This window comes from Novosphingobium piscinae, assembly GCF_014230355.1.
In the GTDB taxonomy this organism is placed as follows: domain Bacteria; phylum Pseudomonadota; class Alphaproteobacteria; order Sphingomonadales; family Sphingomonadaceae; genus Novosphingobium; species Novosphingobium piscinae.
In genome coordinates this window covers 100,316-120,949 of sequence record NZ_JACLAX010000011.1, presented here as the reverse complement: position 1 = coordinate 120,949, position 20,634 = coordinate 100,316, and the positions used below count along the sequence as shown (strand labels likewise).

The following is a 20,634-nucleotide window of genomic DNA, read 5'->3' as shown; positions in this document are numbered from 1 at the left end:
GATGGAAGAGGCCGGCATCCGCGTCAGCCCCTCGCCCTCGCTGCTCGGCGAAACCCTCGCCGAGGTGCTCAAGACCCGCGTCTGACCGGCCACAGGCGGGGCGGCCCGGCCGTCCCGCCCGGGCCGCGGCAGAGCCTGCGGCTCAGACCCCGACCGGGCGCTCCTCCGGCCCCGGCGGCGCGTCGGGCACCGCCACCTCGATCATGCCGTCGGTGCTGCGCACCGGGAAGGTGCGCAGGTCCGGGTAAGCGCCGCCGAGGCAGCGGCCGCTCGCCACCTCGAAGCGGGCCCCATGCAACGGGCACATGACCGCCCCGCGGCGCACCCGCCCGGGCGAGAGCAGCGCGGCCTGATGGGTGCAGCGGTCGTTGAGGGCGTGGAGGCCGGTGTCGTCGCGGACGATCAGCACGTGCCAACCGCCGAGCAGGGCGGTGGCCTTGCCATCGGCGGGCAGGTCGGTTTCGGCTAGGGCGGGATGCCAGGTTTCGCTCACGGGGATCCTCGGTCTGGGCTGGAAGGCTGGTGATGGTTACAGGGTGAGGGGAATCAGCACCTCGGTGCCAACCCCCTTCCGCCCCGCCTCGGCGACCATCCGGTAGAACCCGGTCAGCCCGGGGGTGGGCGCGTAGAGTTCGGTCATGTGGCCGTAGGCGGCGCTGGTGTCGACGAAGGCGAAGACGAAGCCGTCCGGCCTGACCGAGCGCTGCGCCAGCGGGAAGCCCTCCTGGTCCAGCCGCGCGATCGCGGCATCGACGTCGTCCACGAACAGGGCGACATGGTGCAGGCCCCAGCGTCCCGAACCCTCGGGATAGAGATCATGCAGCGCCGAGGGGCCGGAGTTGTTCTGCTGGACGAACTCAATCATCAGCTCGCCCCACTGGCCATAGGCCGAGCTGTGGTCGAACGGCCGTTCGACCCCGCGGTGCAGTGAACGGGTGACCTCGATCCCGTCAGCGACGAAGAACGGGCCCGAGCCGAAGCGGCGGTGGTGCGCCAGCGCCGCCGCGCGCACGTCGGCGCAGAAATAGGCGACCTGCCGGATCGGCAGACCCCCCGGGCTCATGCACCACCTCCGCTGTTCGCCGTGGCGCCTACTTTCCCTGCCACACGCCGGGCCGCTTCTCGACGAAGGCCTTCATCCCTTCGGCCTTGTCCTCGGTGGCGGTCAGGATCTGGAAGGCGCGGCGCTCGAACAGCAGGCCCTGGTCCAGCGTGGTCTCGAAGGCGACGTTGACCATCTCCTTGTTCACCTTGGCGGCCATCGGCGGCATCGCCGCGATCGTCTGCGCGGCCTTGAGCGCCTCGTCGATCAGCCCTGCCAGCGGCACGATCCGGCTGACCAGACCCGACCGCTCGGCCTCGGCGGCGTCCATCATCCGGCCGGTCAGGCACATGTCCATCGCCTTGGCCTTGCCGACCGCCCGGGTCAGCCGCTGCGATCCGCCCATCCCCGGGGCCACGCCCAGCTTGATCTCGGGCTGGCCGAAGCGCGCCGTATCGGCGGCGATGATGAAATCGGCCATCATCGCCAGCTCGCAGCCCCCGCCCAGCGCGAAGCCGTTGACCGCGGCGATCCACGGCTTGCGGGTGGACTTGACGAGGTGGCTGGTCCAGCCCGCGAAGAAGTCCTCGTTGAAGAAGTCCGAGGCGGGCTTGTCGGCCATCTCCTTGATATCGGCGCCGGCCGCGAAGGCCTTGTCGCCTGCCCCGGTGAGCACCGCGCAGCCCTGGCTCGGATCCGCCTCGAAGGCGGCGAAGGCGGCGATCAGCTCGGCCAGGACCTGCGAGTTCAGCGCGTTCAGCGCCTGCGGCCGGTTGATCGTGATCAGCGTCACCGCATCGTGCTGTTCGACCAGGATGCTCTCGTACGTCATAGCGGGGTCCATTCTTCGTTGGCGGGAAGGGGGGCGAAGATCGCGTCGAGCCGGTCCGCGCCGACGGCCTCGGGGGTGGCGGGCGACCAGCACGGCGCATTATCCTTGTCGATGATCACCGCGCGGACCCCTTCGGCGAAATCGGGCAGGGTCAGCACGCGGCTGCCGATGCGGTACTCCATCGCCATGTTCGCGGCGAAATCGGGCAGGTCCGCGCTGGTCGCCAGCTGGCGCAGTGCCACCTTGCACGCCTGCGGGCTTTTCGTGCGCAGCGTGGCCAGCGTATCGCGGGCGAAATCGCCGGGATCGGCCGCCAGCGCGGCGAGCACCTCCTCATACCGGTCGCTGGCGAACAGCCGGGCAATCGCGGCCGCCTGCGCGGCGAGGCGCGGTTCCGGAGCGGGGGCGGCCAGTTCGGCGAGGATCGTGGCGAGCGCGGCGGGATCGGCGGCGATCCGCGCCTTGGCCGCGGCCAGCGCCTCGACCGGCAGGTAATGCGTCGCCAGACCCGTCCACAGGCACTCCGCCCCGTCCAGCCGGGCGCCGGTGAGCGCGAGGTACTGCCCGAGGCGATCGGGCAGGCGCGACAGGTACCAGCCGCCGCCGACGTCGGGGAACAGGCCGATCCCGGTCTCGGGCATGGCCAGCCGGGTTTGCGCCGTGGCGATGCGCAGCCGGGCCGGACCCGAGATCCCGACCCCGCCGCCCATGGTGATGCCGTCCATGAAGGCGATCACCGGCTTGGGGTAGGTCATGATCAGGTGATTCAGCCGGTACTCCTCGAAGAAGAACCGGCGCCCGGCGGCGCCGCCATCGCCCAGCGCGGATTCGCGCAGCAGGGTGATGTCCCCGCCGGCGCAGAAGCCACGCCCTTCGGCATGGTCGATGATCACCACCTGCACGGCCGGATCGTCGCGCCAGGCGAGCAGGGCCGCCGTCATGGCCGCAACCATCGGCAGGGTCAGCGCATGGATCGCTTTGGGCCGGTTGAGCGACAGGACGCCCGCCCCGCCCTCGGTCCGCACCACTATCTCCGTCGTCATCGCCTGCACCCTCTTGGCCTTGCTTGCGCGCAGCTCCATGCCGTGCCGCGCGTGGCACGACAACTGCTTATAGCATGAGCTGCGCGCAAGCCGTGCGCCGGGGCAGAATGATCGCGGTCGCGGCATTGCTGCGTGCGGTCTGGGCTGGCAGGACGGCGCGGGCTATCCGCAGGGCGGACAAGCCGCCCTCGGCCGGCCCAGCAGCAGGGCCGCGGCCTAGACTGCGCCGACTGCACGGAGCGCGCGATGACCCGACCGACACCTGGCCCGATCCTCCGCTTCGCCTCCCGCGGTGTGCCGGCGGGACTGGCCATGGTCGCCGCGGCGCAGATCGTGGCTGTCGTGGCGCCAGCCGCTGCGCTGCGCGCGGAGGTGCCGCCCTTCGCCACGCAGACCCCACCGCCGCCGCCCGACTATGACAGCCCCGCGGCCTGGGCTGCCGGTCCCTTCGGCCCCGGCGCCAGCACGGCCCTGCCAGCCGGCGCCAGCCGCGCCGCCCGGCGTCCCGCTGCCGACGTGTTCTATGTCCATCCGACGACGTTCAAGAGCCAGGACCGCTGGAACCAGGATCTGGCCGACAGCGCCACCAACCGCTGGACCGATGCCAGCGTCATCGCCCGCCAGGCCGGGGCGTTCAGCGGGTGCTGCAAGGTCTATGCGCCGCGCTACCGCCAGGCCTCTTTCCTGAACCGCGATAGCGATCGCGACAAGGCGATGGAGCTGGCCTACAGCGATGTGGCCCGCGCCTTCGACTGGTTCCTCGCACACCGCGATCCGCGCCGGCCGTTCATCCTGGCCGGGCACAGCCAGGGCGGCTGGATGATCGCCGCCCTGCTCGAGCGCAAGGTCCAGGGTACGCCGCTGCAGGCGCGCCTGATCGCGGCCTACATCATCGGGATCAATCTCGGGGAAGGGGAGTTCGGCCCGCGCTTCAAGGGGGTGAACCCGTGCGAGACCCCGGCCCAGACCGGCTGCGTGGTGCAGTGGAACGCGCTGCTCCCCAGCGCCAACCTGCCGGTCATGGCCGGGCTTTACCAGTCCACCTACGTCAAGGCGTTCGGCGACAACCCGGGCAAGCTGACGCTGTGCATCAACCCGCTGACCTTCGATCGCAGCCGGCCGGCCGCTCCGGCCACGGCCAGCCGGGGGGCCGTGCCGGGCGATCCCGGCGAGGGCGCCCCCCAGCCGCTGGTGGCGGGCAAGGTGGCCGCCCGCTGCGAGCAGGGCCTGCTGGTGGTGGAGCCCGATCCCGCGCTGGGGCTCAAGCCCCTGCCCGGCGGGGTCATGCACTATCACGACATCGGCCTGTTCTATGCCGATCTGCGCGCCAACGCCGTGCTCCGCACCGCGGCCTGGCAGCGCGCCCACCGCGCCCACCGCGCCGACCGTCCGGCGCGGTAGCGCGGCGCCGGGCTCAGATCGTCCCGGCTGCGGCCAGCCGTTCCAGTTCGCCCGCGTCCAGACCCAGCAGCTCGCCATAGACCTCGGCGTTGTGCTGTCCCGGCCGCGCCGGAGCCGGGCGGCGGACCCTGCCCGGGGTGGCCGAGAGCCGCGGGAAGGTGCTCTGCATTCGCAGCGGGCCATAGCGCTCGGTTTCGACCGTGACGATCGCCTCGCGCGCCTGGAAGTGCGGATCGGCCAGCATGTCGGGCGCGCGGTAGACCCGACCCGCCGGGATCGAGTGTTCGACCATCAGCGCCTCGACCTCGTCGACCGACAGGGTGCCGGTCCAGGCTTCGATCAGCCGATCGAGCTCGGCCTGGTTCTCGCCCCGCGCCAGGTGGGTGGCATAGCGCGGATCATCGCCCAGCTCGGCCCGGCCCATCGCCACGGCCAGGCGCTTCCACAGCGAATCCTTGTTGGCCCCGATCATGAACTCGCCATCCTTGCAGCGGTACACGTTCGAAGGCGCCACGCCCGGCAGGATCGAGCCCGACCGCTCGCGGATGAAGCCCGAGCGATCATATTCGGGGACCAGCCCCTCCATCACCTGCAGCACGCTTTCATAGAGCGCCGCGTCGATCACCTGGCCCTGCCCGGTGCGTTCGCGCACGTGCAGCGCGGCGAGCACCCCGAGGCAGCCGTAGGTCGCGGTCAGCGAATCGCCGATCGACACGCCCATGCGGCTGGGCGCCCGGTCGGGTTCGCCGACGATGTAGCGCCAGCCGCCCATCGCCTCGCCGATCCCGCCGAACCCGGCGCGGTCGGCATAGGGGCCGGTCTGGCCATAGCCCGACATCCGCGCGATGATCAGCCCGGGCTGTTCGGCCAGCAACCGGTCCGGCCCGAGGCCCCACTTCTCCAGCGTTCCCGGCTTGAAGTTCTCGACCACCACGTCGGCGGTGGCGATCAGGCGGCGCACCAGGGCCTGGCCCTCGGGGACCCGCAGGTTGGCCGAGACCGACCGCTTGTTGCGGGCGATGACCTCCCAGTTCACCTTCTCGGCGCCCTGGCCCCAGTCGCGCATCGGGTCGCCGGCGCCGGGCGGCTCGACCTTGATGATGTCCGCTCCCATGTCACCCAGCAACTGACCACAGAACGGGCCGGCGATCAGCTGGCCCAGCTCGATCACGCGAATGTCCGACAGGGCGCCCGGTCGAACGGCAGAAGCTACGGTCACGACAGATCTCCAGAACGGGGTGGCACGCGCGGGGTCCGCCGGTCGCGGCCTGCTGTGCCGTGCCCTCACATGATATAGTCTTATGACGTAAGAGATCGGGTTGACCCCGCGAACGTGGTCCGCGGGTGTCTCCGCCCTGCGGTCAGGGTGCTGCCGGGCGCGCCCGGTCGAAGCCCCCGGCGGTGATCCAGCTGCGGAACGATTCGATCCAGCGGTCGCTCGACAGACCCTGCGGCTTCATGCCGAAGCCGTGGCCACCGCGGGCGTACAGGTGCAGCTCGGGCTGGTAGCCGGCCCTCGTCAGGGCAGCGTAGAACCCGCCCAGCTCCGGCCCGACCAGAACGTCGTCCTGGGCTTGGGCGAGAAACATCGGGGGCAGGGCACCCGGCGCCGGGGTCGGCTTGGGCCGCAGCCAGGGTTCCTTTGGCGTCCCCGGCGGCCAGGGCAGATTGGCCGCGGGCAGATCGGGGAAGGGGATCAGGAACGGCATGCCATAGATCAGTCCGACGAAGTCGGGCCGCTCGGCCGGATTGCCGGTCAGCGCCATCATGCCGGCGATGTGCCCCCCGGCCGAGAAGCCCACCACGCCGACCCGGTGCGGATCGAGGCCCCAGTCGGCCGCGCGTGCCCGCACCAGGCGCAGCGCGGCAAGCCCGTCGGCCAGGCCCGGCATGCCCGCCACGCCGTTGCGGAAGCGCGGATCGCTGTTGACCCGTCGCCGCAGCGCGTCGGCGCTTTCGCCGGGCTCGTGCTGGACCAGGCGGTACTTCAGCACGAACGCGGCGATGCCGTGATCGGCCAGCCACGCGGCCACGGCGGTGCCTTCCTTGCGCATGGCCAGATGGTGGAAGCCGCCGCCGGGCGCGACAATCACCGCGGCGCCGGTGGCCGTGCCGGGGGCGGGCAGGAAGGGCTGCAGCGTGGGGTCGGCGACATTGGCCACATTGTCAGACCAAGGGTCGCCGGGCACGGCTTCGAGCCGCTCCGGCACCGGGACCGACGCGATGCCGGGCCAGCCGGGAATGGCGGGCGCGCCCTGCGGCCAGAGCCGCAGGGGCGCTTCCTCGCGCGCCGCCGCGACCGGAGAGGCCAGGATCAGGCCGGTGAGGACGGCGCCCAGCGCCAGACGGGCAAGCGGGTTCCCGGTGCTGCCGCGCATGGCTCAGGCCCCCACCAGCAGCACGTCGATCTCCGCCAGCCCTGCGCGCAGGGCCTTGGCCGCCTGGTACTCGGGCGAGTTCCAGAATGCCAGGGCGCTGGCCCGGTCGGGCCATTCGGATATGACCACCGAGGGTCCCGGACCGCTCCCCGCCTGTCCATCGCCCTCGAGCACCGCCGCGCCCGGGGCACGGATCACATAGCGACCGCCCGCCGCTTGCAGCAGCTCGGCCGAACGCGCGGTGTAGCCGCAGGCAAGGAAGGCCTCGCGGTCGGGGATCGTGGCGGTGACGACGAGCCAGGCTGCCATGGAGTACGCTCCGGATCAGAAGGGGTGGCCCAACGCATCCACCCCGCGCGGGCGCCAGCGGAAGCCTCTGGCGGCAACTATCCGCTGTGCGGAGGGTCTCCCGGCGCGCGCTTGTTCCTCGGGGCCATCACGCCGTTGCTGGCCGTCGCAGCGGAAGGGGACATGCGGGTGACAGGACAGGCCACGATGACGGAACGGGACGGGGCCGGGTCCGCGGCGGAGGGCGAGTTCAGGCGGGGCTGGCCGATCGTCCTGTCTGCGCTGCTCGGGATCGGCTGCGGCCTCGCCGCCGTGCCGTTCTATACCCTGGGCGTGTTCGCGCCCCACCTGGCGCGCGAGTTCGGCTGGTCGATGGGCCAGATCATGGGCGCGCTGACGATCACCACTCTCGCGCTGGTCGTCGCCGGACCGATCGCCGGGGCGCTGTGCGACCGCCATGGCACGCGCCCGGTGGCGCTGGTCTCGCTCACCCTGTTTGGGCTCAGCTATCTGTCGCTCGCTTTGCTCGGCGGGTCCCTGGTGCAGTACTATCTGACCTTTCTGGTCATCGCCTTCGTCGGGGTTGGCACCCTGCCGATCACCTTTACCCGCACGGTCAACCGCTGGTTCGAGCGCAACCGCGGCCTCGCGCTGGGGCTGGCGATGATGGGCACCGGGCTGTTCGGGATCGTCTGCAAGCCGGTGCTGGCCGCGGTGATTGCGGCCCATGGCTGGCGCGCCGGGTTCCTTGCGCTGGGCGCGCTGCCGTTGGTGGTGGCTCTGCCCGCCTGCTTCGCCCTGTTCCGCGAGCCCGGCCGGGCGGCCGGGGCGGGCGGCGCGGCCGAGGTCCTGCCGGGCCTGACCCGCGCCGAGGCGCTGCGCAGCTGGCGGTTCTGGTTGATCGCGGTGGTGCTCCTGCCGATTTCCTTCGCGCTCGCCGGGACCGTGCCCAACCTCGAGGGGATCCTCACCGACCGCGGCTTCACCCCCGCCACGATCGTGCGGCTGACCCCGCTGATCGGGCTGGCGTCGATCATCGGGCGGCTGGTCGGTGGCTGGCTGCTCGACCGGTTCTGGGCCCCGGCCGTGGCCTTCGTCATCCTTGGCATGCCGGCGGTGTCCTGCGTGCTGCTGTCCGCCGGCGGTCTGCAGCCGGGCACCGGCGCCCTGGCCATCGTCCTGATCGGCTTCGCGCTGGGGATCGAGTACGACATCGTCGCCTACCTGACCGCGCGCTATTTCGGGATGCGGGCCTATGCCGCGATCTACAGCCTGCTCTACACCTGCTTCGCGGTGGGCGCCGGGTTCGCCCCGCTGGTCTTCGGCATGATCCGTGACCGCGCGCAGGACTATGCCCCCGCGCTGCTGCTGGCGGCGGTGATGCTGCCGGTCTGTTCGGCGGCCTTCCTGCTGCTCGGCCGCTACCCTGTGGCCGGGACGCGACAGTCCGGATAGTCGTAAGCGGCGCCATCCGGCTGACCGTTGGCCGGATAGGGATCGCTTGATTGCGGACAGGACAGGCGGGCATCCTGTCTGGATCACACGGATTGTCCCGCAAGGTGGAGCGCAGCATGGAACTGGTCGGCACGAAGATGGTCAGCGATGGCAGGACCGCGCGGCAGATCTTCGAGGACGTGATGGCCAATCCGGGCCGGGCGAAGTTCGGGTTCGGCACAAGGCTGGCCATCGTGAACGTCGATTTCCAGAACGCCTATACCCGGATCGACCGCTACAAGACCGCCTACGAGACCGATCCGCGCCAGATCGAGCACACCAACACGATCTCGCGCCTGGCCCGGGAGCGCGGCATGCCGGTGATCTGGACCCACGTCGCCTATGCCGACGATGCCAGCGACGCCGGGGTCTGGGGGACCCGCACCAACACGCCGGATTCGCTCCAGAACATCAAGGTCGACAGCGACCGTCACGCCTTCGACGAGCGCTGCGCAATCGCGCCGGAGGATACGGTCTATACCAAGCGCATGCCCTCGGCCTTCTTCGAAACGCCGCTGCAGAGCCTGCTGGTGTGGCACAAGGTGGATACCGTGGTGGTGACCGGCGGCAGCACCTCGGGCTGCGTCCGGGCGACCGCGGTGGATGCGCTGTCGCGCGGCTATCGCACGATCGTCCCGATCGAATGCTGCGCCGACAAGCACGAGAGCTACCACTTCGCCAACCTCACCGACCTCCAGCTGAAATATGCCGATGTCGAGCCGGTCCAGGCCGTGATCGACTGGCTGGAGGCGCGCTGACATGCAGGAAGGTGCGCCCGATCCCGGGCTCTACGACTTCACCCCCTATCGCGGCCGGCGGCCCTTCGCCTGGCCGAACGGCGGCAAGGTGGCGGTCTGGGTCTCGCCCAATCTCGAATATTACGAGATCGATCCCCCGGCCAATCCGCACCGCAAGGCCTGGACGCGGCCGCATCCCGACGTGGTCGGCTATGCCCACCGCGATCACGCCAACCGCGTGGGCCACTGGCGCATGGCCGAGGTGATGAGCAAGCACGGCTTTCCCGGCTCGGTCAGCCTCTCGGTGGCACTGTGCCAGCACCACCCCGAGGTGGTCGCCGACGCCAATGCCCGCGGCTGGGAGTTCTTCAGCCACGGGATCTACAACACCCGCTATTCCTACGGGATGGACGAGGCGCAGGAGCGCGCGATCATCGAGGATTCGATCCGCACCGTGCGCGAGGCGACCGGGCAGACGATCCGCGGCTGGCTGGCCCCGGCGCTGACCCACACCCCGCGCACGCTCGACCTGATCGCCGAATACGGGCTCGACTATACCTGCGACCTCTACCACGACGATCAGCCGTTTCCGGTCCGGACGCGCAGCGGCCACCTGATTTCGATGCCCTACAGCCTCGAGGTCAACGATCACTATGGCTTCTTCATCTACAACATGAGCCCGCGCGAATATGCCCGCACGCTGATCGCCCAGTTCGAGCGGCTCGCCGCCGAGCCGAGCGGGACGGTCATGTGCATCCCGCTCCATTCCTACCTGATCGGCCAGCCCCACCGGATCGGCGCCTTCGAGGAGGTGCTGCGCCACATCGCCGCCGACCCGCGCGCCTGGGTGACCCGCTCGGGCGACATTGCCGACGCCTGGCGCGCGGCCCATCCGGAGGCCCTGGCATGAGCCTCGATCCCGCCTATCTCGCCTATCCGCGCCGCCGGCTGGGCTATGACCACGATCTCTACCCCTATACGCCGCTGCCGCAGCGCGCACCGCTCGCCTGGCCCGGCGGCAAGGGCGTGGCGACCTGGCTGGTGGTCAGCCTCGAATGGTTTCCGATCACCCCGTCGGACACGCCGTTCCGCGCCCCCGGGCACATGCAGACCGCCTATCCCGACTACCGCCACTACACCGCGCGCGAATATGGCACCCGGGTGGGCTTCTACCGCCTGCTCGACGCCTTCGCCAAGGTGGGCGCGCGGGTGTCGGTGGCGGCCAACGCGGCGATCGCCGAACGCTATCCGCAGATCATCGCCGACATCGTCGAGGCCGGCCACGAGCTGATCGCCCATTCGACCGACATGAACGGAACCATCGCCTCGGGCTTGCCGCGCGAGGAGGAAGCGGCGCTGATCCGCCACGCCGTCGACGCGCTGACCGCTGTCTCCGGCCGGCGGCCGCGCGGCTGGCATTCGATCGCGCGCTCGCAAAGCTTCCACACGGTCGATCTGCTGCGGGAGGCCGGGCTCGACTACTGTGTCGACTGGGCCAACGACGAGGTGCCGTGGACCTTCGCCAACGGCCTGGTCAACATCCCGCTCAACCACGAGCTGTCCGATCGTCAGATCCTGACCGTGCAGCAGCAGTCCGTGGGATCCTATGCCGAACAGGTGCGCGACGCGCACGACTGGCTGGCCGCCGAGGCGCAGGCCCAGGGGGGACGGATCCTGCCGCTGCACCTCACCCCCTACATCATCGGGCTGCCCTACCGGATGGACGCGTTCGAGCGCCTGCTGGCGGAGCTCGCCGCGCGCCCCGCGACCTGGTTCGCCACCGGGTCCGACATTCTCGATGCCTTCAGGAGCCAGACGTGAAAGCCTACCAACTCGGCGCCCAAACGGGCCTTGCCTCGCTGACCCCGACCACCCGTCCCGATCCGGTGGCGGGTCCGGGCGAGGCGGTGCTCAAGGTCCGGCTGGTCAGCCTCAACAACCGCGACATCCAGGTCCTGGAGGGACGGTACGGGGCGAAGAAGGCCGAGGACCGGATTCCGCTCTCGGAAGGGGTCGGCGAGGTGGTGGCGGTGGCGCCGGGCGTGACCGCCGTGGCCCCCGGTGACCGCGTGATCTTCCCGCATTTTGCGGCCTGGACCGATGGCGCCTTCGGCTATTTCGCCTTCGCGGCCGACTATGGCATCACCCACGACGGCTGGCTCGCCGAGTTCATCCGCGTGCCGGCCGCCGCGCTGGTCAAGGTCCCCGCCGAGCTCAGCGATGAGCAGGTCGCCCCGCTTTCGGCCTCGGCGCTGACGGCCTGGCATGCCGTGGTCGAGGTCGGCCAGGTCAAGCCCGGCGATCTGGTCCTGGCGCTGGGGACCGGCGGGGTCGCGATCTGGGCGCTGAAGATCGCCAAGGCGGCGGGGGCGCGGGTGGCGATCACCTCGTCGAGCGACACGAAGCTGGCCCAGGCCCGCGCGCTCGGTGCCGACATCACGATCAACTATGCCACCCATCCCGACTGGGAGGCCGAACTGCTGCGCGAGACCGGCGGGGCCGGGGCCGATATCGTGGTCGAAACCGGTGGTCAGGGCACCCTCGCCAAGTCGATCGGAGCTGCCGCGGTCAACGGACGGATCGTGCTGATTGCGGTCGGCGCGGCCGACGGACCGCTGCCCAACTATGGCACGATCATCGGCAAGAACCTGACGATCAAGGGCATCGCGGCAGGCAGCCGGGCCATGCTGGCGCGGCTGGTCCGCGCCGTGGCGGCGCAGGGCATCGTGCCCGAGATCGACCGGGTCTTTCCCTTCGATCAGGCGCGCGAGGCGCTGGAGTACCTCAAGTCCGGCAGCCACGTCGGCAAGGTGATGATCAAGCTGGGCTAGAGCCTGTCCTGTTTAGGTGGATGCGCCGGGATTGGGCGGGCCGATTTTGGCCCAGCGCAGCGTCCCTCGTCGGTCACTATGCCACGGCATAGCTCCCTCCTCGCTCCTCGCCCTGAACCAAAATCGGCTCCGTCACGGCGTATTCACCTAAACGGGACAGGCTCTAGAGCGCGGCAAGGCCCGGACTGACCGCTGGTCGGACAGTGGGCCGGGTGGTTGTCATCCCGCCGTCCGACCTGCCAAACTCCGCTCCGGGCCGCGCCCGCAACCACTGGGGACTGGGGATGGACGTCAACACCGCCGCGATAGCCAAGGACCTGGCCGCGGAGACCGAAGCCCACCGGACCCACCACGTGCCGACCGGCATCGTCCTGCGTTATGGCATCGGCCAGCTTGGCGCGCAGGTGTTTCGCGATACCCCGGCGGTGCTGCTGCCGCTGTTCATGACGACCATGCTCGGGGTCGAGGCCTGGCTGGCCGGACTGGTCGTGCTGGTGCCCAAGCTCTGGCTGATCGTCTGCGACCCGCTGGTCGGGGCCTGGTCGGACCGCGCCCAGCACCGCCGTGGCCGCACCCCGTTCCTGATCGGCGGGGCGATCGCGACCAGCCTGGGCTTCGTCGCGCTGTTCACGCTGACCGCCATGGCCACCCCGCTGCTTTCGGCGCTGGTCACCTGCGCCCTGTTCTTCCTGGCGGCCACGGCCTTCTCGATGTTCTCGGTGCCCTATCTGGCGATCGCCGCGGCCCTTTCGTCCGATCCGCACCAGCGCACGCGGGTGATGGTCTACCGCATGATCTTCGCCACGCTCGGCGTGCTGATCGGCGTCGGCGTGGCGCAGCCGCTGATCTTCGCGTTGGGCGGCGGCATGCGGGGATGGACCGGCATGGCGCTGGTGCTGGGCGCCATCTGTCTGGTCTCGATGCTGGTCACCGCGGTCGGGCTGGCGAAGGTGCCGCTGATCCGTGACGAGGCCCGTCCGGGCAGCCTGCTCAGCCAGCTGGGCGCGATCCGCGGCAACCGGCCGTTTCTGGTGCTGCTGGCCACGACCTTCGTCCAGAACATCGGCCAGGCGGCCTCCTATACCGCGATCGGCTTCTTCTACCTCTACGCGGTCAAGGCGGTGTGGCTGGTGCCGGCCTTCATCCTTGGCCTGACCATCGCCGGCATCCTGGTACAGCCGCTGTGGCTGGGGATCTCGCGCCGGCTGGGCAAGGAGCGCGCCTATGTCCTGGCCTCGCTGGCCTGGACCGCGGTCACGGTCTCGTGGTTCTGGGCCCGCCCGGCCGACGACCTGCTGGTGACGCTGCCGATGGTCGGCGCGCTGGGCACGCAGCATGTGCTGGTCATCTTGCGCGGGATCCTGATCGGCCTGTTCAATGGACCCTTCGTGGTGCTCGCGATGTCGATGCTGACCGACACGATCGACTACCAGCGCCGCCAGACCGGACTGGCCAACGAAGGCCTGTTCGCCGGGCTGTTTTCTGCCGCCGAGAAGCTGGCCTTCGCGCTTGGCCCGGTGATTGCCGGGCTGGTGATGAGCGCCTTCGGCTTCGTCTCCTCGACCGGCGGCGCGGCGGCGCAGAGCGCTTCGGCGGTGCAGGGCATCGTCCTGCTCTACAGCCTGATTCCCGCGGGAATCCAGGTGCTGAGCCTGCTGCTGTTCACCCGCTATCGGCTGGATAAGGCATGAGGCCGGCCTATCCGCCCAATGGCCAGTGCCGCGGCCGCGCCTCGCCTCGCGGGTCGGCCTGCGGCATCCGCTGTTCCTCTTGTGCCACTACCGTGGAGCCCATGCTGTGTTGAACCGCCGTGACCTGATCGCCGCCGGGGTGGCCTCGGCCGCCACCCTGGCCCTGCCGCGCATGACCCTCGCGGCCGAGCGGGCCGACGTGGTGATCGTCGGCGCCGGGCTGTCGGGCATGCACGCCGCGCAGCTGCTGATCGATCTGGGTCTCAAGGTGATCGTGCTCGATGCCAACGCCCGGGTGGGCGGCCGCGTGCAGACGGTTCAGACCATGGATGGCCCGATCGACGTGGGCGCCAGCCAGATCGGCCGCGGCTATGCCCGCGTGCTCGACGCGGTGCAGCGCTATGGCCTCAAGCTGATCCCCGAGGACCGTGATCTGCTGGCGTTCGGAGGCCATTTCAAGGACACCTGGATCGATCCCAAGACCTGGGAGAGCAATCCGCTCAACCAGACCGTGGGAGACGAGCGCAAGATCTCGCCCTTCCTGATGGGCCAGGTGGTGGCGGCCCGGTTCAACCCGCTCAAGGAGGTCGACGACTGGCTCGATCCCCGCTTCGCCGATCTCGACATCTCGCTGCGCCAGCTGATGCAGCGCAACGGCTACAGCGCCGCCGCGATCGAGCTGGCCAGCCACTCGGCCCCGGGCATCGGCATCGACGAGACCTCGATGCTGCGGATGTGGCAGGAGGAGACCCGCGGCGCGGTCGACCGCAAGATCGGCGGCGCGCCGACCAGGCATGATCGCCAGCAGCCGTTCGGCGAGGTCAACGACCGCGCCAACCTGCTCGGCGGGCTCGCCACGATCAACAACATCGTCGGCGGCACCAGCCAGCTCCCGCTGGCCATGGCGGCCAAGCTGGGCGACGTGATCCGGCTGAACCGGAAGGTCGGCCGGATCGAGATGACCGACAGCGCCGCCACGGTGACCTGCACCGACGGCACCGCCTATGCCGCGCGCTTCGTGATCTCGACCTTGCCCTTCTCGGTGCTGCGCGAGGTCGAGATCGTCGCCGCGCCCAATCCGGTCGCCCGGCAGGCGATCACCACCATGCCCTATGCCAACACCGCGCGCATGTACCTGACCGTCGATCGTCCCTTCTGGCAGGACGACGGCCTCCCGGCCTCGTTCTCCACCGACGGCCCGATCGGCATGTTCTGGGCGATCGACAATCACACCGGGCAGGGCCGCCACCGCGCCATGGTGGTGATGGTCGGCAAGGTCGCCCAGGCGATCGCCCGGCTGGACCACGAGGAGGCCGAAGCCTTCGTGCTGAGCGAGCTGGTGCGGCTGCGTCCGGCCGCCAAGGGGCTGCTGCGCTACCAGACCTACAAGGACTGGCTGCGCGATCCGCTGCAGCGCGGCTGCGGCTTCAGCCTTGCGCCCGGACAGGTCAATGGCTTCGCCCGCGACATGCTCAAGCCCTGGCAGGTGCTCCACTTCGCCGGCGAGCACACCCGCCGGCTCGACTACGGAATGGAGGCCGCGATGGAGAGCGGCGAGCGCGTCGCGATCGAAATCGCCGGCCGGGTCTGACGCGATGCGCTGGCGCCGCGGACTTGCGCTGCTCGGCCTCGTGCTGGTCGGTGCGGCGGGCTTCGTGGGGACGGCGCGGAGCGGGCTGCTCAAGCCCGATACCGCCGCGATGCGCGCGCGCTACGGCCTGCCCGGCTCGCGCTACGAGACGATCGCCGGTCAGCCGCTGCATTACGTCGACGAGGGGCAGGGGCCGGCCGTGATCCTGGTCCATGGCTCGTTCGGCAGCCTGCGCATGTGGAACGACTGGGCCGCCGCGCTGCAGGGCCGCTACCGGGTGATCCGGTTCGACCGCCCGCGCATGGGCCTGAGCGCGCCGCCCCCGCCGGGCCAGAGCGGCGCCGACGCCGAGGTGCGGCTGATCGGCGCGCTGGCGGACCGGCTGGGGATCAGCCGCTTTGCCCTGGTCGGCACGTCGAGCGCCGGGGAAAGCGTGGCCCGCTTTGCCGCGCGCCGGCCCGAGCGGGTCAGCGCGGTCATCCTGGCCAATATCGCGGCCGGGCCGATCCGCCCGGCGCCGCCGCATTTTCCCGCCTGGTTCAAGGCGCTGCTGATCGTCGACCCGCTGTTCGGCGGCTGGCACCCGCGCGCGTTCTGGCGCGGCATTCTCGACCAGAACTACGCCGATCCGCGCCGGATCAGTCCGGCGCTGGTGCAGGAGTGGACCGATCTCAACAACCTGCCGCAGGGCAGCCCGCCGGGCTTCGTCCGCGGCGGACCGCCGCCCTTCGCGGGCACCCCGGCCGATCTCGCCGCGACCCGTGCCCCGGCGCTGGTGCTGTGGTCCGACCGTGACCCCGAGGTGCCGCTGGCCACCCATGGCCGGATGACCCTGGCGCGGCTGGGCAGCGCGACCAAGCGGCTCGAGGTGGTGCCGGATTGCGGGCACATGATGCCGCTGGAATGCGGCCCGGCCAGCGCCCGCCGCGCTGCCGCCTTCCTCGATGCTGTGCTGACCGCGGACCGGATAGATCCCCGCGGCCCCGCCCCGGCCGATCCGGCGCAGCTATCGTCGCCGAGATGACTCTTGCGATGGGCCCGGTCGGCTTGCATTCATCCGGCCCGGGCTATGCCAAACCCATCGCGCAACAGGTGAAAGGACCTTCGCACCCATGGCACCGCATTCCAGCCTCGCGCTGATCGCCGCCCTGGCCGCTGCCACGCTGCCCGGCCCGGTCGCAGCCCAGACCAAGCCCGCCAGCCCCGCGGCCGCCGGCAAGCTGGTCTTCATGCGCTGCATGGCCTGCCATTCGGTCGAGAAGAACGGCCCGAACAAGGTCGGCCCGAACCTGTCGGGCGTGGTCGGCCGCAAGTCGGGCGCGGTGGCGGGCTTCCGCTACTCGCCTGCGCTCGCCGCCGCGCAGCTCACCTGGAACGAGGCGACGCTGGACAAGTGGCTGCTCCGCCCTGCCGGGCTGGTGCCGGGCACCTCGATGGTCTTCGCCGGCCTGCCCAAGCCCGAGGACCGCGCCAAGCTGATCGCCTACCTCAAGAAGCCGGTCCCCTGACCGTGGCGGCGCCGGGGGGCTTCACCCGCCGCGCCGCAATCGGCGCAGGGCTGGCCGGCGCGGCGAGCACCATGGCCCCGCGCGCCCTCGGCGCGGCGCCAGCGGAGCCGCGCCGGTTCGATCTTGCCGTCCCCTCGGGCCGGGCCGTCACCGTCACCGAATGGCGCCCGGCGCGCGCGCCGCGCGGCACGATCCTGTTCTTCCACGGGGCCGGTTCCGCGCCGCAGTACTATCCCGACATGGTCGGCGCCTGGGTGCGGGCGGGCCACCGCGTGCTCGCCCCGCTCCACGTCGACAGCCGCGAGCATCCCCGCACCGCCGAATTCACCGGCCTCGCCAGCTGGGAGGCGCGGATCGCCGACATGCGCGCGCTGGTCGCGCACCTCGGGGCCGAGCCCTACGTCGCGGCCGGGCACTCCTATGGCGCGCTGGCCGCGCTGGCGCTGGGCGGGGCCGAGCCGATCCTCCCGGCGGGGCTGGCCGGACCGATCGTGCCGCGCCGCGCCCGCGCGGTGATCGCCTTCTCGCCGCCGGCACCGGTGCCGGTGCTGATCACCGAGCAGGGCTATGCCGCGCTGCAGGTCCCGGCGCTGATCCAGACCGGCACGCTCGACATCGTGCCCGGGATGGGCGCGGGCGGACCGGACGGCTGGCGCGGGCACCTCGCGCCGTTCACCGCCGCGACGCCGGGCGGGAACCGCTATGCGCTGGTCCTCACCGGGGTGAACCACTATTTCGGCGGCGCGATCTGCGACTTCCGCCAGCCGGGACCACCCCAGCGCGAAGGTCTGGCCGCGGCCTGCACGATCTCCGCCCTGTTTCTGGCCGCCCATGGGGACGGCCGTGGCGAAGCCCGCCGCCGGCTGGATCGCATGGTGGGCGATCGCCCCGGGCTGCAGCTGCTGCACAAGTAGCCGCGGCGCCGGAGCGCCGCCTTACTGTTCGGCGATTTCCGCGATGGTCCGGGTGTAGCCCTCGGCCGTCTGGGCCTGGGCAGCCTCGTCGGCGTCCTTGAGCTGGACATAGAACAGCCGCCGCATGAACTCCTGCCGCCGCGCCTCGCGCTCCTCCAGCGCGGCCTGGTCGAAGACCAGGGTCTCGATCCCTGCGGCCAGGTCGATCCCGTGGGCCTTGGCCACGCGCTCGGCGCTGTCGAGCCGGTCGCGCACCACGCACAGTTCGCTGGCCAGCACCATGATCATCGACATGGCCTGGTCGAGGCCCTCGGTCTCGTAGAACTCGGGGCGCTTGCCGCGCGCGTGGCGGAACACGTGGGGGCGATCGGAGGGGGCGGGGTGGGTCATGGTCCTGTCCTTCAAGCCGCGATGGCGCGCGGGCCGGCCTTGTGCGCGATCAGCACTTCCCAGCCGCCGCCGGGGGCGAATTCGCCGGCGGTGAAGTCCCGCTCGGCCACGTGTTCCGAGGCTTCCTGGCTGTAGCCTTCGGCCTGGGCGGCAAACTCCATCACCGCCATCGGCGCCGTGTCGAAGCGCACCTCGGCGCGATCGAACCCGGCGCGCTCGGCCAGGGCGAACTGGTCCATGTCGCGCATCGCCCCCCAGAACGGCTCGTTGTTGTACCAGGTCTCGTTGTCGAGGATGAACTGGGTGAAGGGATCCATCAGGTCGAAGGGCGGCAGGTCGGCGTGGATCATCAGCCCGCCCGGGGCCAGCACGCGGTGCGCCTCGGCGAAGATCCGCGGCATGGCCTTGCCGCTGGTCTCGTGCAGCAGGATGTGGCTGACCACCAGGTCGAAGTGCTCGTCCGGGAAGGTCGTCTCCTCGGCGTTCATCTGCGCGAAGTTGACCTCGAGCCCCATGGCCGCGGCGCGGGCATGGGCATAGCGCACGCAGGGGCCGCCCACGTCGATCCCCCAGACCTCGGCCTCGGGGAACAGCTCCTTGTAGGGCAGGGTCGAATGGCCCACGGTGCAGCCCATGTCGAGGATCCGCCGCGGCTTGAAGCCGGGCATGTTGCGCTTGAGGTAATTCACCACCGAGCGGCCCATGTCGTCGTTGTTCGGCCCGGTGTAGCCCATCGAATAGAGATAGACGCCGCGATCGTAGACCGCGCCGACCGAGATGTCCTCGGGGCAGGCCTCCGAACAGTAGCCGCCGGGCATGCAGTGGATGTCGAGCGCGGTGACATAGCGCGGCGGCTGGAAGCCCTCGGGGATCACCAGCTGTGCGGCCGATCCGGCCGACAGGTCGCGCGCCTTGGCGATCAGCTCGGGGAGCTGGCGGTCGACCGAACTCGAGACCGATTCCCACAGCAGCTCCTGCGCGATCCGGTTGGTTGCCGCATAGTGCTGGAAATACAGGTCCTTGACCATGCCGGTGCGGATATCGCGGCGATCGGCCGGCGGACGGCCATGCTCCCGCTCGAAGGTCCGGGCGACCCGGGTCTGGTAGACCGGACCCAGTCCGGGGAGCAGGGTGCTCTGAATGAAGCCCTTGAGGCTCTTGGCGAATTCCTGGCGTGACGCCTCGTCTGCCGTGGCTTCTGGCAGGGCCGCGTGCGGGGCCTGTTGGAAGGTGTTGAGCATGGGAGACTCCGCTGGCTGCTGTTCGGCGTGAGATGAGGGCAAACCGGCCGCCGAGGCAAGGTGCGCCGCAACCCGCTATCCGCTGGGTGGACAGACCAGGGTGCGCGGGTGCAGGCTTGGCCCCAAAGCGAACAGACAGCGGACATCGTCATTGCCGACCGGCTGCGCAGATCCTGCCCCGGTCCCTTTCCACGGAGGACACCGCCCATGGACGAGTTCAAGTTAAGCCGCCGCGACAGCCTGGGCCTGGCTGCGCTCGCCGGGGCCGTCGCCGCCGTGCCGGCCGCTGCGGGAGCCGCCACCCGGGGGTCGGGCAAGCAGAAGATTCCCTTCATCACCAAGATCGACTTCAAGGACCCCCACTGGACCCGCGACACCTATGCCCGGATCGACGCCGATCTCGATCCGACCAAGGAGAAGTGCGGCTGGATCAAGGGCAAGGCCTATGGCGTGCGCGACAACGAGAAGGTCCGCCCGCTGTTCGGCGTGGAAGGGTTCTCGCTCGTGCGGACCAAGCGGCTCGAGGACGGTTCGGTGCGCCGCATGCTGCGCGAGGTCGTGTTCTACCGCGATCTCGAGACCGGCAAGATCCTGACCGAATGGTTCAATCCCTACACCAAGGAAACGGTCAAGGTCGTCCCGATCGCCAACGATCCGTTCAACTTCACGATCAGCGCCTTCCAGCCGGAGCCGCCGTCCTATGGCGGGCTGCAGAAGGTCAAGACCGAGCCGAAGCCGTTTCTGCAGGACTGGGAATATGGCCCCGACGGGACGATGATCCTGCACACCGGGATCGACATGATCTATCCCAGCGCGTTGCAGCCCGACAAGTGGCCGCGCGAAAGCGCCGGTCCGATGAACCGGGTGTCGGAACATTTCATCTACGTGGTGAAGAAGGCCGACGTGGAGAACCCGAACCTGACCCACATCCCGCACATCGGCTCATGGAGCCGGGTCACGCCCTGGCTGCCGTGGATGCTGATGGGCCAGGCGCCGGGCAACATTTCCTACTTCACCCATTTCCAGACCATCCCCGAGGGGGTGAAGGGCCTGCCGGCCGATCTCGTCGCGGCAGCGCGGGCGATGGACGAGAAGTGGCTCCATGCCCCGACCGAGGACTACGGGCCCTCGCTGTCCAGCCTCGAAAACTATGCGCGCGAGCAGAAGCCGGCCCCGGTTCCGCCCGGCTGGTCGCCGCCCCAGCCCCCGGCCGTCGGGGCCGCCCCGTTCCCGCCCCGGCCCTAGGGGCGGTT

Annotated in this window: 21 protein-coding genes; 12 read left to right on the top strand and 9 right to left on the bottom strand. The window is 70.4% G+C overall.

All coding sequences use genetic code 11. The features are described 5' to 3' along the window. Positions 1–142 precede the first annotated feature (142 nt). The 4 genes from H7F53_RS12155 to H7F53_RS12140 are packed head-to-tail and all read right to left on the bottom strand — an operon-like array spanning position 143 to position 2,917. Complete coding sequence (locus H7F53_RS12155; RefSeq protein WP_185679756.1) at positions 143–493, bottom strand: Rieske 2Fe-2S domain-containing protein; 351 nt, start codon at positions 491–493, stop codon at positions 143–145. Between the two features lie 36 nt (positions 494–529). After that, positions 530–1,063 carry a VOC family protein gene (locus H7F53_RS12150; RefSeq protein WP_185679755.1) on the bottom strand — a complete coding sequence of 178 codons (534 nt, stop codon included), beginning with the start codon at positions 1,061–1,063 and terminating at the stop codon, positions 530–532. A 28-nt stretch (positions 1,064–1,091) separates the two neighbouring features. Further along, positions 1,092–1,874, bottom strand: coding sequence for an enoyl-CoA hydratase-related protein (locus tag H7F53_RS12145; protein WP_185679754.1), 783 nt, complete (start codon positions 1,872–1,874; stop codon positions 1,092–1,094). Continuing rightward, a complete protein-coding gene (locus tag H7F53_RS12140; protein ID WP_185679753.1) occupies positions 1,871–2,917 on the bottom strand; it encodes an enoyl-CoA hydratase/isomerase family protein in 1,047 nt (348 codons plus the stop codon). The genes H7F53_RS12145 and H7F53_RS12140 overlap by 4 nt, the downstream gene beginning before the upstream one ends. 246 nt (positions 2,918–3,163) lie before the next feature. On the opposite strand from H7F53_RS12140, the gene H7F53_RS12135 reads away from it, so the two are divergent. Next, positions 3,164–4,318 (top strand): DUF3089 domain-containing protein, encoded by a 1,155-nt coding sequence (locus tag H7F53_RS12135; protein WP_185679752.1) that lies wholly within the window; start codon positions 3,164–3,166, stop codon positions 4,316–4,318. A 13-nt stretch (positions 4,319–4,331) separates the two neighbouring features. Here the strand turns inward: H7F53_RS12135 and H7F53_RS12130 are convergent, their stop codons facing one another. The 3 genes from H7F53_RS12130 to H7F53_RS12120 form a co-directional block, all read right to left on the bottom strand. Next, complete coding sequence (locus H7F53_RS12130; RefSeq protein WP_343062046.1) at positions 4,332–5,537, bottom strand: CaiB/BaiF CoA transferase family protein; 1,206 nt, start codon at positions 5,535–5,537, stop codon at positions 4,332–4,334. A 142-nt stretch (positions 5,538–5,679) separates the two neighbouring features. Continuing rightward, positions 5,680–6,696 (bottom strand): alpha/beta hydrolase, encoded by a 1,017-nt coding sequence (locus H7F53_RS12125; RefSeq protein ID WP_185679751.1) that lies wholly within the window; start codon positions 6,694–6,696, stop codon positions 5,680–5,682. 3 nt (positions 6,697–6,699) lie between these two features. Next, a complete protein-coding gene (locus H7F53_RS12120) occupies positions 6,700–7,005 on the bottom strand; it encodes a DUF1330 domain-containing protein (RefSeq protein ID WP_185679750.1) in 306 nt (101 codons plus the stop codon). A 186-nt stretch (positions 7,006–7,191) separates the two neighbouring features. Here H7F53_RS12120 and H7F53_RS12115 point away from each other — a divergent pair, with 186 nt between their 5' ends. From H7F53_RS12115 to H7F53_RS12070, 10 genes are all read left to right on the top strand, one after another. Next, positions 7,192–8,439 carry an MFS transporter gene (locus tag H7F53_RS12115; protein WP_185679749.1) on the top strand — a complete coding sequence of 416 codons (1,248 nt, stop codon included), beginning with the start codon at positions 7,192–7,194 and terminating at the stop codon, positions 8,437–8,439. 116 nt (positions 8,440–8,555) lie between these two features. After that, complete coding sequence (locus H7F53_RS12110) at positions 8,556–9,236, top strand: isochorismatase family protein (protein ID WP_185679767.1); 681 nt, start codon at positions 8,556–8,558, stop codon at positions 9,234–9,236. A gap of 1 nt (position 9,237) precedes the next feature. Further along, on the top strand, positions 9,238–10,125 hold the full coding sequence (locus tag H7F53_RS12105; protein ID WP_185679748.1) for a polysaccharide deacetylase family protein: 888 nt from the start codon (positions 9,238–9,240) through the stop codon (positions 10,123–10,125). Next, positions 10,122–11,036 (top strand): polysaccharide deacetylase family protein, encoded by a 915-nt coding sequence (locus H7F53_RS12100; RefSeq protein ID WP_185679747.1) that lies wholly within the window; start codon positions 10,122–10,124, stop codon positions 11,034–11,036. Before H7F53_RS12105 ends, H7F53_RS12100 begins: the two co-directional genes overlap by 4 nt. Continuing rightward, positions 11,033–12,046, top strand: a complete 1,014-nt coding sequence (locus tag H7F53_RS12095) for a zinc-binding dehydrogenase (RefSeq protein ID WP_185679746.1) — start codon at positions 11,033–11,035, stop codon at positions 12,044–12,046. Before H7F53_RS12100 ends, H7F53_RS12095 begins: the two co-directional genes overlap by 4 nt. A 284-nt stretch (positions 12,047–12,330) precedes the next feature. Beyond that, positions 12,331–13,737 carry an MFS transporter gene (locus H7F53_RS12090; protein ID WP_185679745.1) on the top strand — a complete coding sequence of 469 codons (1,407 nt, stop codon included), beginning with the start codon at positions 12,331–12,333 and terminating at the stop codon, positions 13,735–13,737. Positions 13,738–13,846: 109 nt separating this feature from the next. Continuing rightward, a complete protein-coding gene (locus H7F53_RS12085; RefSeq protein WP_185679744.1) occupies positions 13,847–15,328 on the top strand; it encodes a flavin monoamine oxidase family protein in 1,482 nt (493 codons plus the stop codon). Between the two features lie 4 nt (positions 15,329–15,332). Continuing rightward, the gene (locus H7F53_RS12080) at positions 15,333–16,352 is read left to right on the top strand and encodes an alpha/beta fold hydrolase (protein WP_185679743.1); all 1,020 of its coding nucleotides are present in this window, start codon (positions 15,333–15,335) and stop codon (positions 16,350–16,352) included. A gap of 88 nt (positions 16,353–16,440) precedes the next feature. Further along, positions 16,441–16,836, top strand: a complete 396-nt coding sequence (locus H7F53_RS12075) for a c-type cytochrome (RefSeq protein ID WP_185679742.1) — start codon at positions 16,441–16,443, stop codon at positions 16,834–16,836. 2 nt (positions 16,837–16,838) lie between these two features. Continuing rightward, positions 16,839–17,750, top strand: coding sequence for a serine aminopeptidase domain-containing protein (locus H7F53_RS12070; RefSeq protein ID WP_221773712.1), 912 nt, complete (start codon positions 16,839–16,841; stop codon positions 17,748–17,750). A gap of 21 nt (positions 17,751–17,771) precedes the next feature. Here the strand turns inward: H7F53_RS12070 and H7F53_RS12065 are convergent, their stop codons facing one another. Further along, entirely contained in the window at positions 17,772–18,140 is a 369-nt protein-coding gene (locus H7F53_RS12065; protein ID WP_185679741.1) for a hypothetical protein, read from the bottom strand. Between the two features lie 11 nt (positions 18,141–18,151). Next, a complete protein-coding gene (locus tag H7F53_RS12060) occupies positions 18,152–19,381 on the bottom strand; it encodes a class I SAM-dependent methyltransferase (protein WP_185679740.1) in 1,230 nt (409 codons plus the stop codon). Positions 19,382–19,588: 207 nt separating this feature from the next. Between H7F53_RS12060 and H7F53_RS12055 the strand changes: the two genes are divergently transcribed. After that, complete coding sequence (locus H7F53_RS12055) at positions 19,589–20,626, top strand: DUF1838 family protein (protein ID WP_185679739.1); 1,038 nt, start codon at positions 19,589–19,591, stop codon at positions 20,624–20,626. Positions 20,627–20,634: the final 8 nt, after the last annotated feature.

Bases quoted from the DNA above. Each gene is read 5' to 3' on its own strand.
- H7F53_RS12150 (WP_185679755.1), bottom strand. From the start codon at position 1,063: ATGAGCCCGGGGGGTCTGCCGATCCGGCAGGTCGCCTATTTCTGCGCC.
- H7F53_RS12145 (WP_185679754.1), bottom strand. From the start codon at position 1,874: ATGACGTACGAGAGCATCCTGGTCGAACAGCACGATGCGGTGACGCTG.
- H7F53_RS12140 (WP_185679753.1), bottom strand. From the start codon at position 2,917: ATGACGACGGAGATAGTGGTGCGGACCGAGGGCGGGGCGGGCGTCCTG.
- H7F53_RS12135 (WP_185679752.1), top strand. From the start codon at position 3,164: ATGACCCGACCGACACCTGGCCCGATCCTCCGCTTCGCCTCCCGCGGT.
- H7F53_RS12125 (WP_185679751.1), bottom strand. From the start codon at position 6,696: ATGCGCGGCAGCACCGGGAACCCGCTTGCCCGTCTGGCGCTGGGCGCC.
- H7F53_RS12120 (WP_185679750.1), bottom strand. From the start codon at position 7,005: ATGGCAGCCTGGCTCGTCGTCACCGCCACGATCCCCGACCGCGAGGCC.
- H7F53_RS12115 (WP_185679749.1), top strand. From the start codon at position 7,192: ATGACGGAACGGGACGGGGCCGGGTCCGCGGCGGAGGGCGAGTTCAGG.
- H7F53_RS12110 (WP_185679767.1), top strand. From the start codon at position 8,556: ATGGAACTGGTCGGCACGAAGATGGTCAGCGATGGCAGGACCGCGCGG.
- H7F53_RS12105 (WP_185679748.1), top strand. From the start codon at position 9,238: ATGCAGGAAGGTGCGCCCGATCCCGGGCTCTACGACTTCACCCCCTAT.
- H7F53_RS12100 (WP_185679747.1), top strand. From the start codon at position 10,122: ATGAGCCTCGATCCCGCCTATCTCGCCTATCCGCGCCGCCGGCTGGGC.
- H7F53_RS12090 (WP_185679745.1), top strand. From the start codon at position 12,331: ATGGACGTCAACACCGCCGCGATAGCCAAGGACCTGGCCGCGGAGACC.
- H7F53_RS12080 (WP_185679743.1), top strand. From the start codon at position 15,333: ATGCGCTGGCGCCGCGGACTTGCGCTGCTCGGCCTCGTGCTGGTCGGT.
- H7F53_RS12075 (WP_185679742.1), top strand. From the start codon at position 16,441: ATGGCACCGCATTCCAGCCTCGCGCTGATCGCCGCCCTGGCCGCTGCC.
- H7F53_RS12065 (WP_185679741.1), bottom strand. From the start codon at position 18,140: ATGACCCACCCCGCCCCCTCCGATCGCCCCCACGTGTTCCGCCACGCG.
- H7F53_RS12060 (WP_185679740.1), bottom strand. From the start codon at position 19,381: ATGCTCAACACCTTCCAACAGGCCCCGCACGCGGCCCTGCCAGAAGCC.
- H7F53_RS12055 (WP_185679739.1), top strand. From the start codon at position 19,589: ATGGACGAGTTCAAGTTAAGCCGCCGCGACAGCCTGGGCCTGGCTGCG.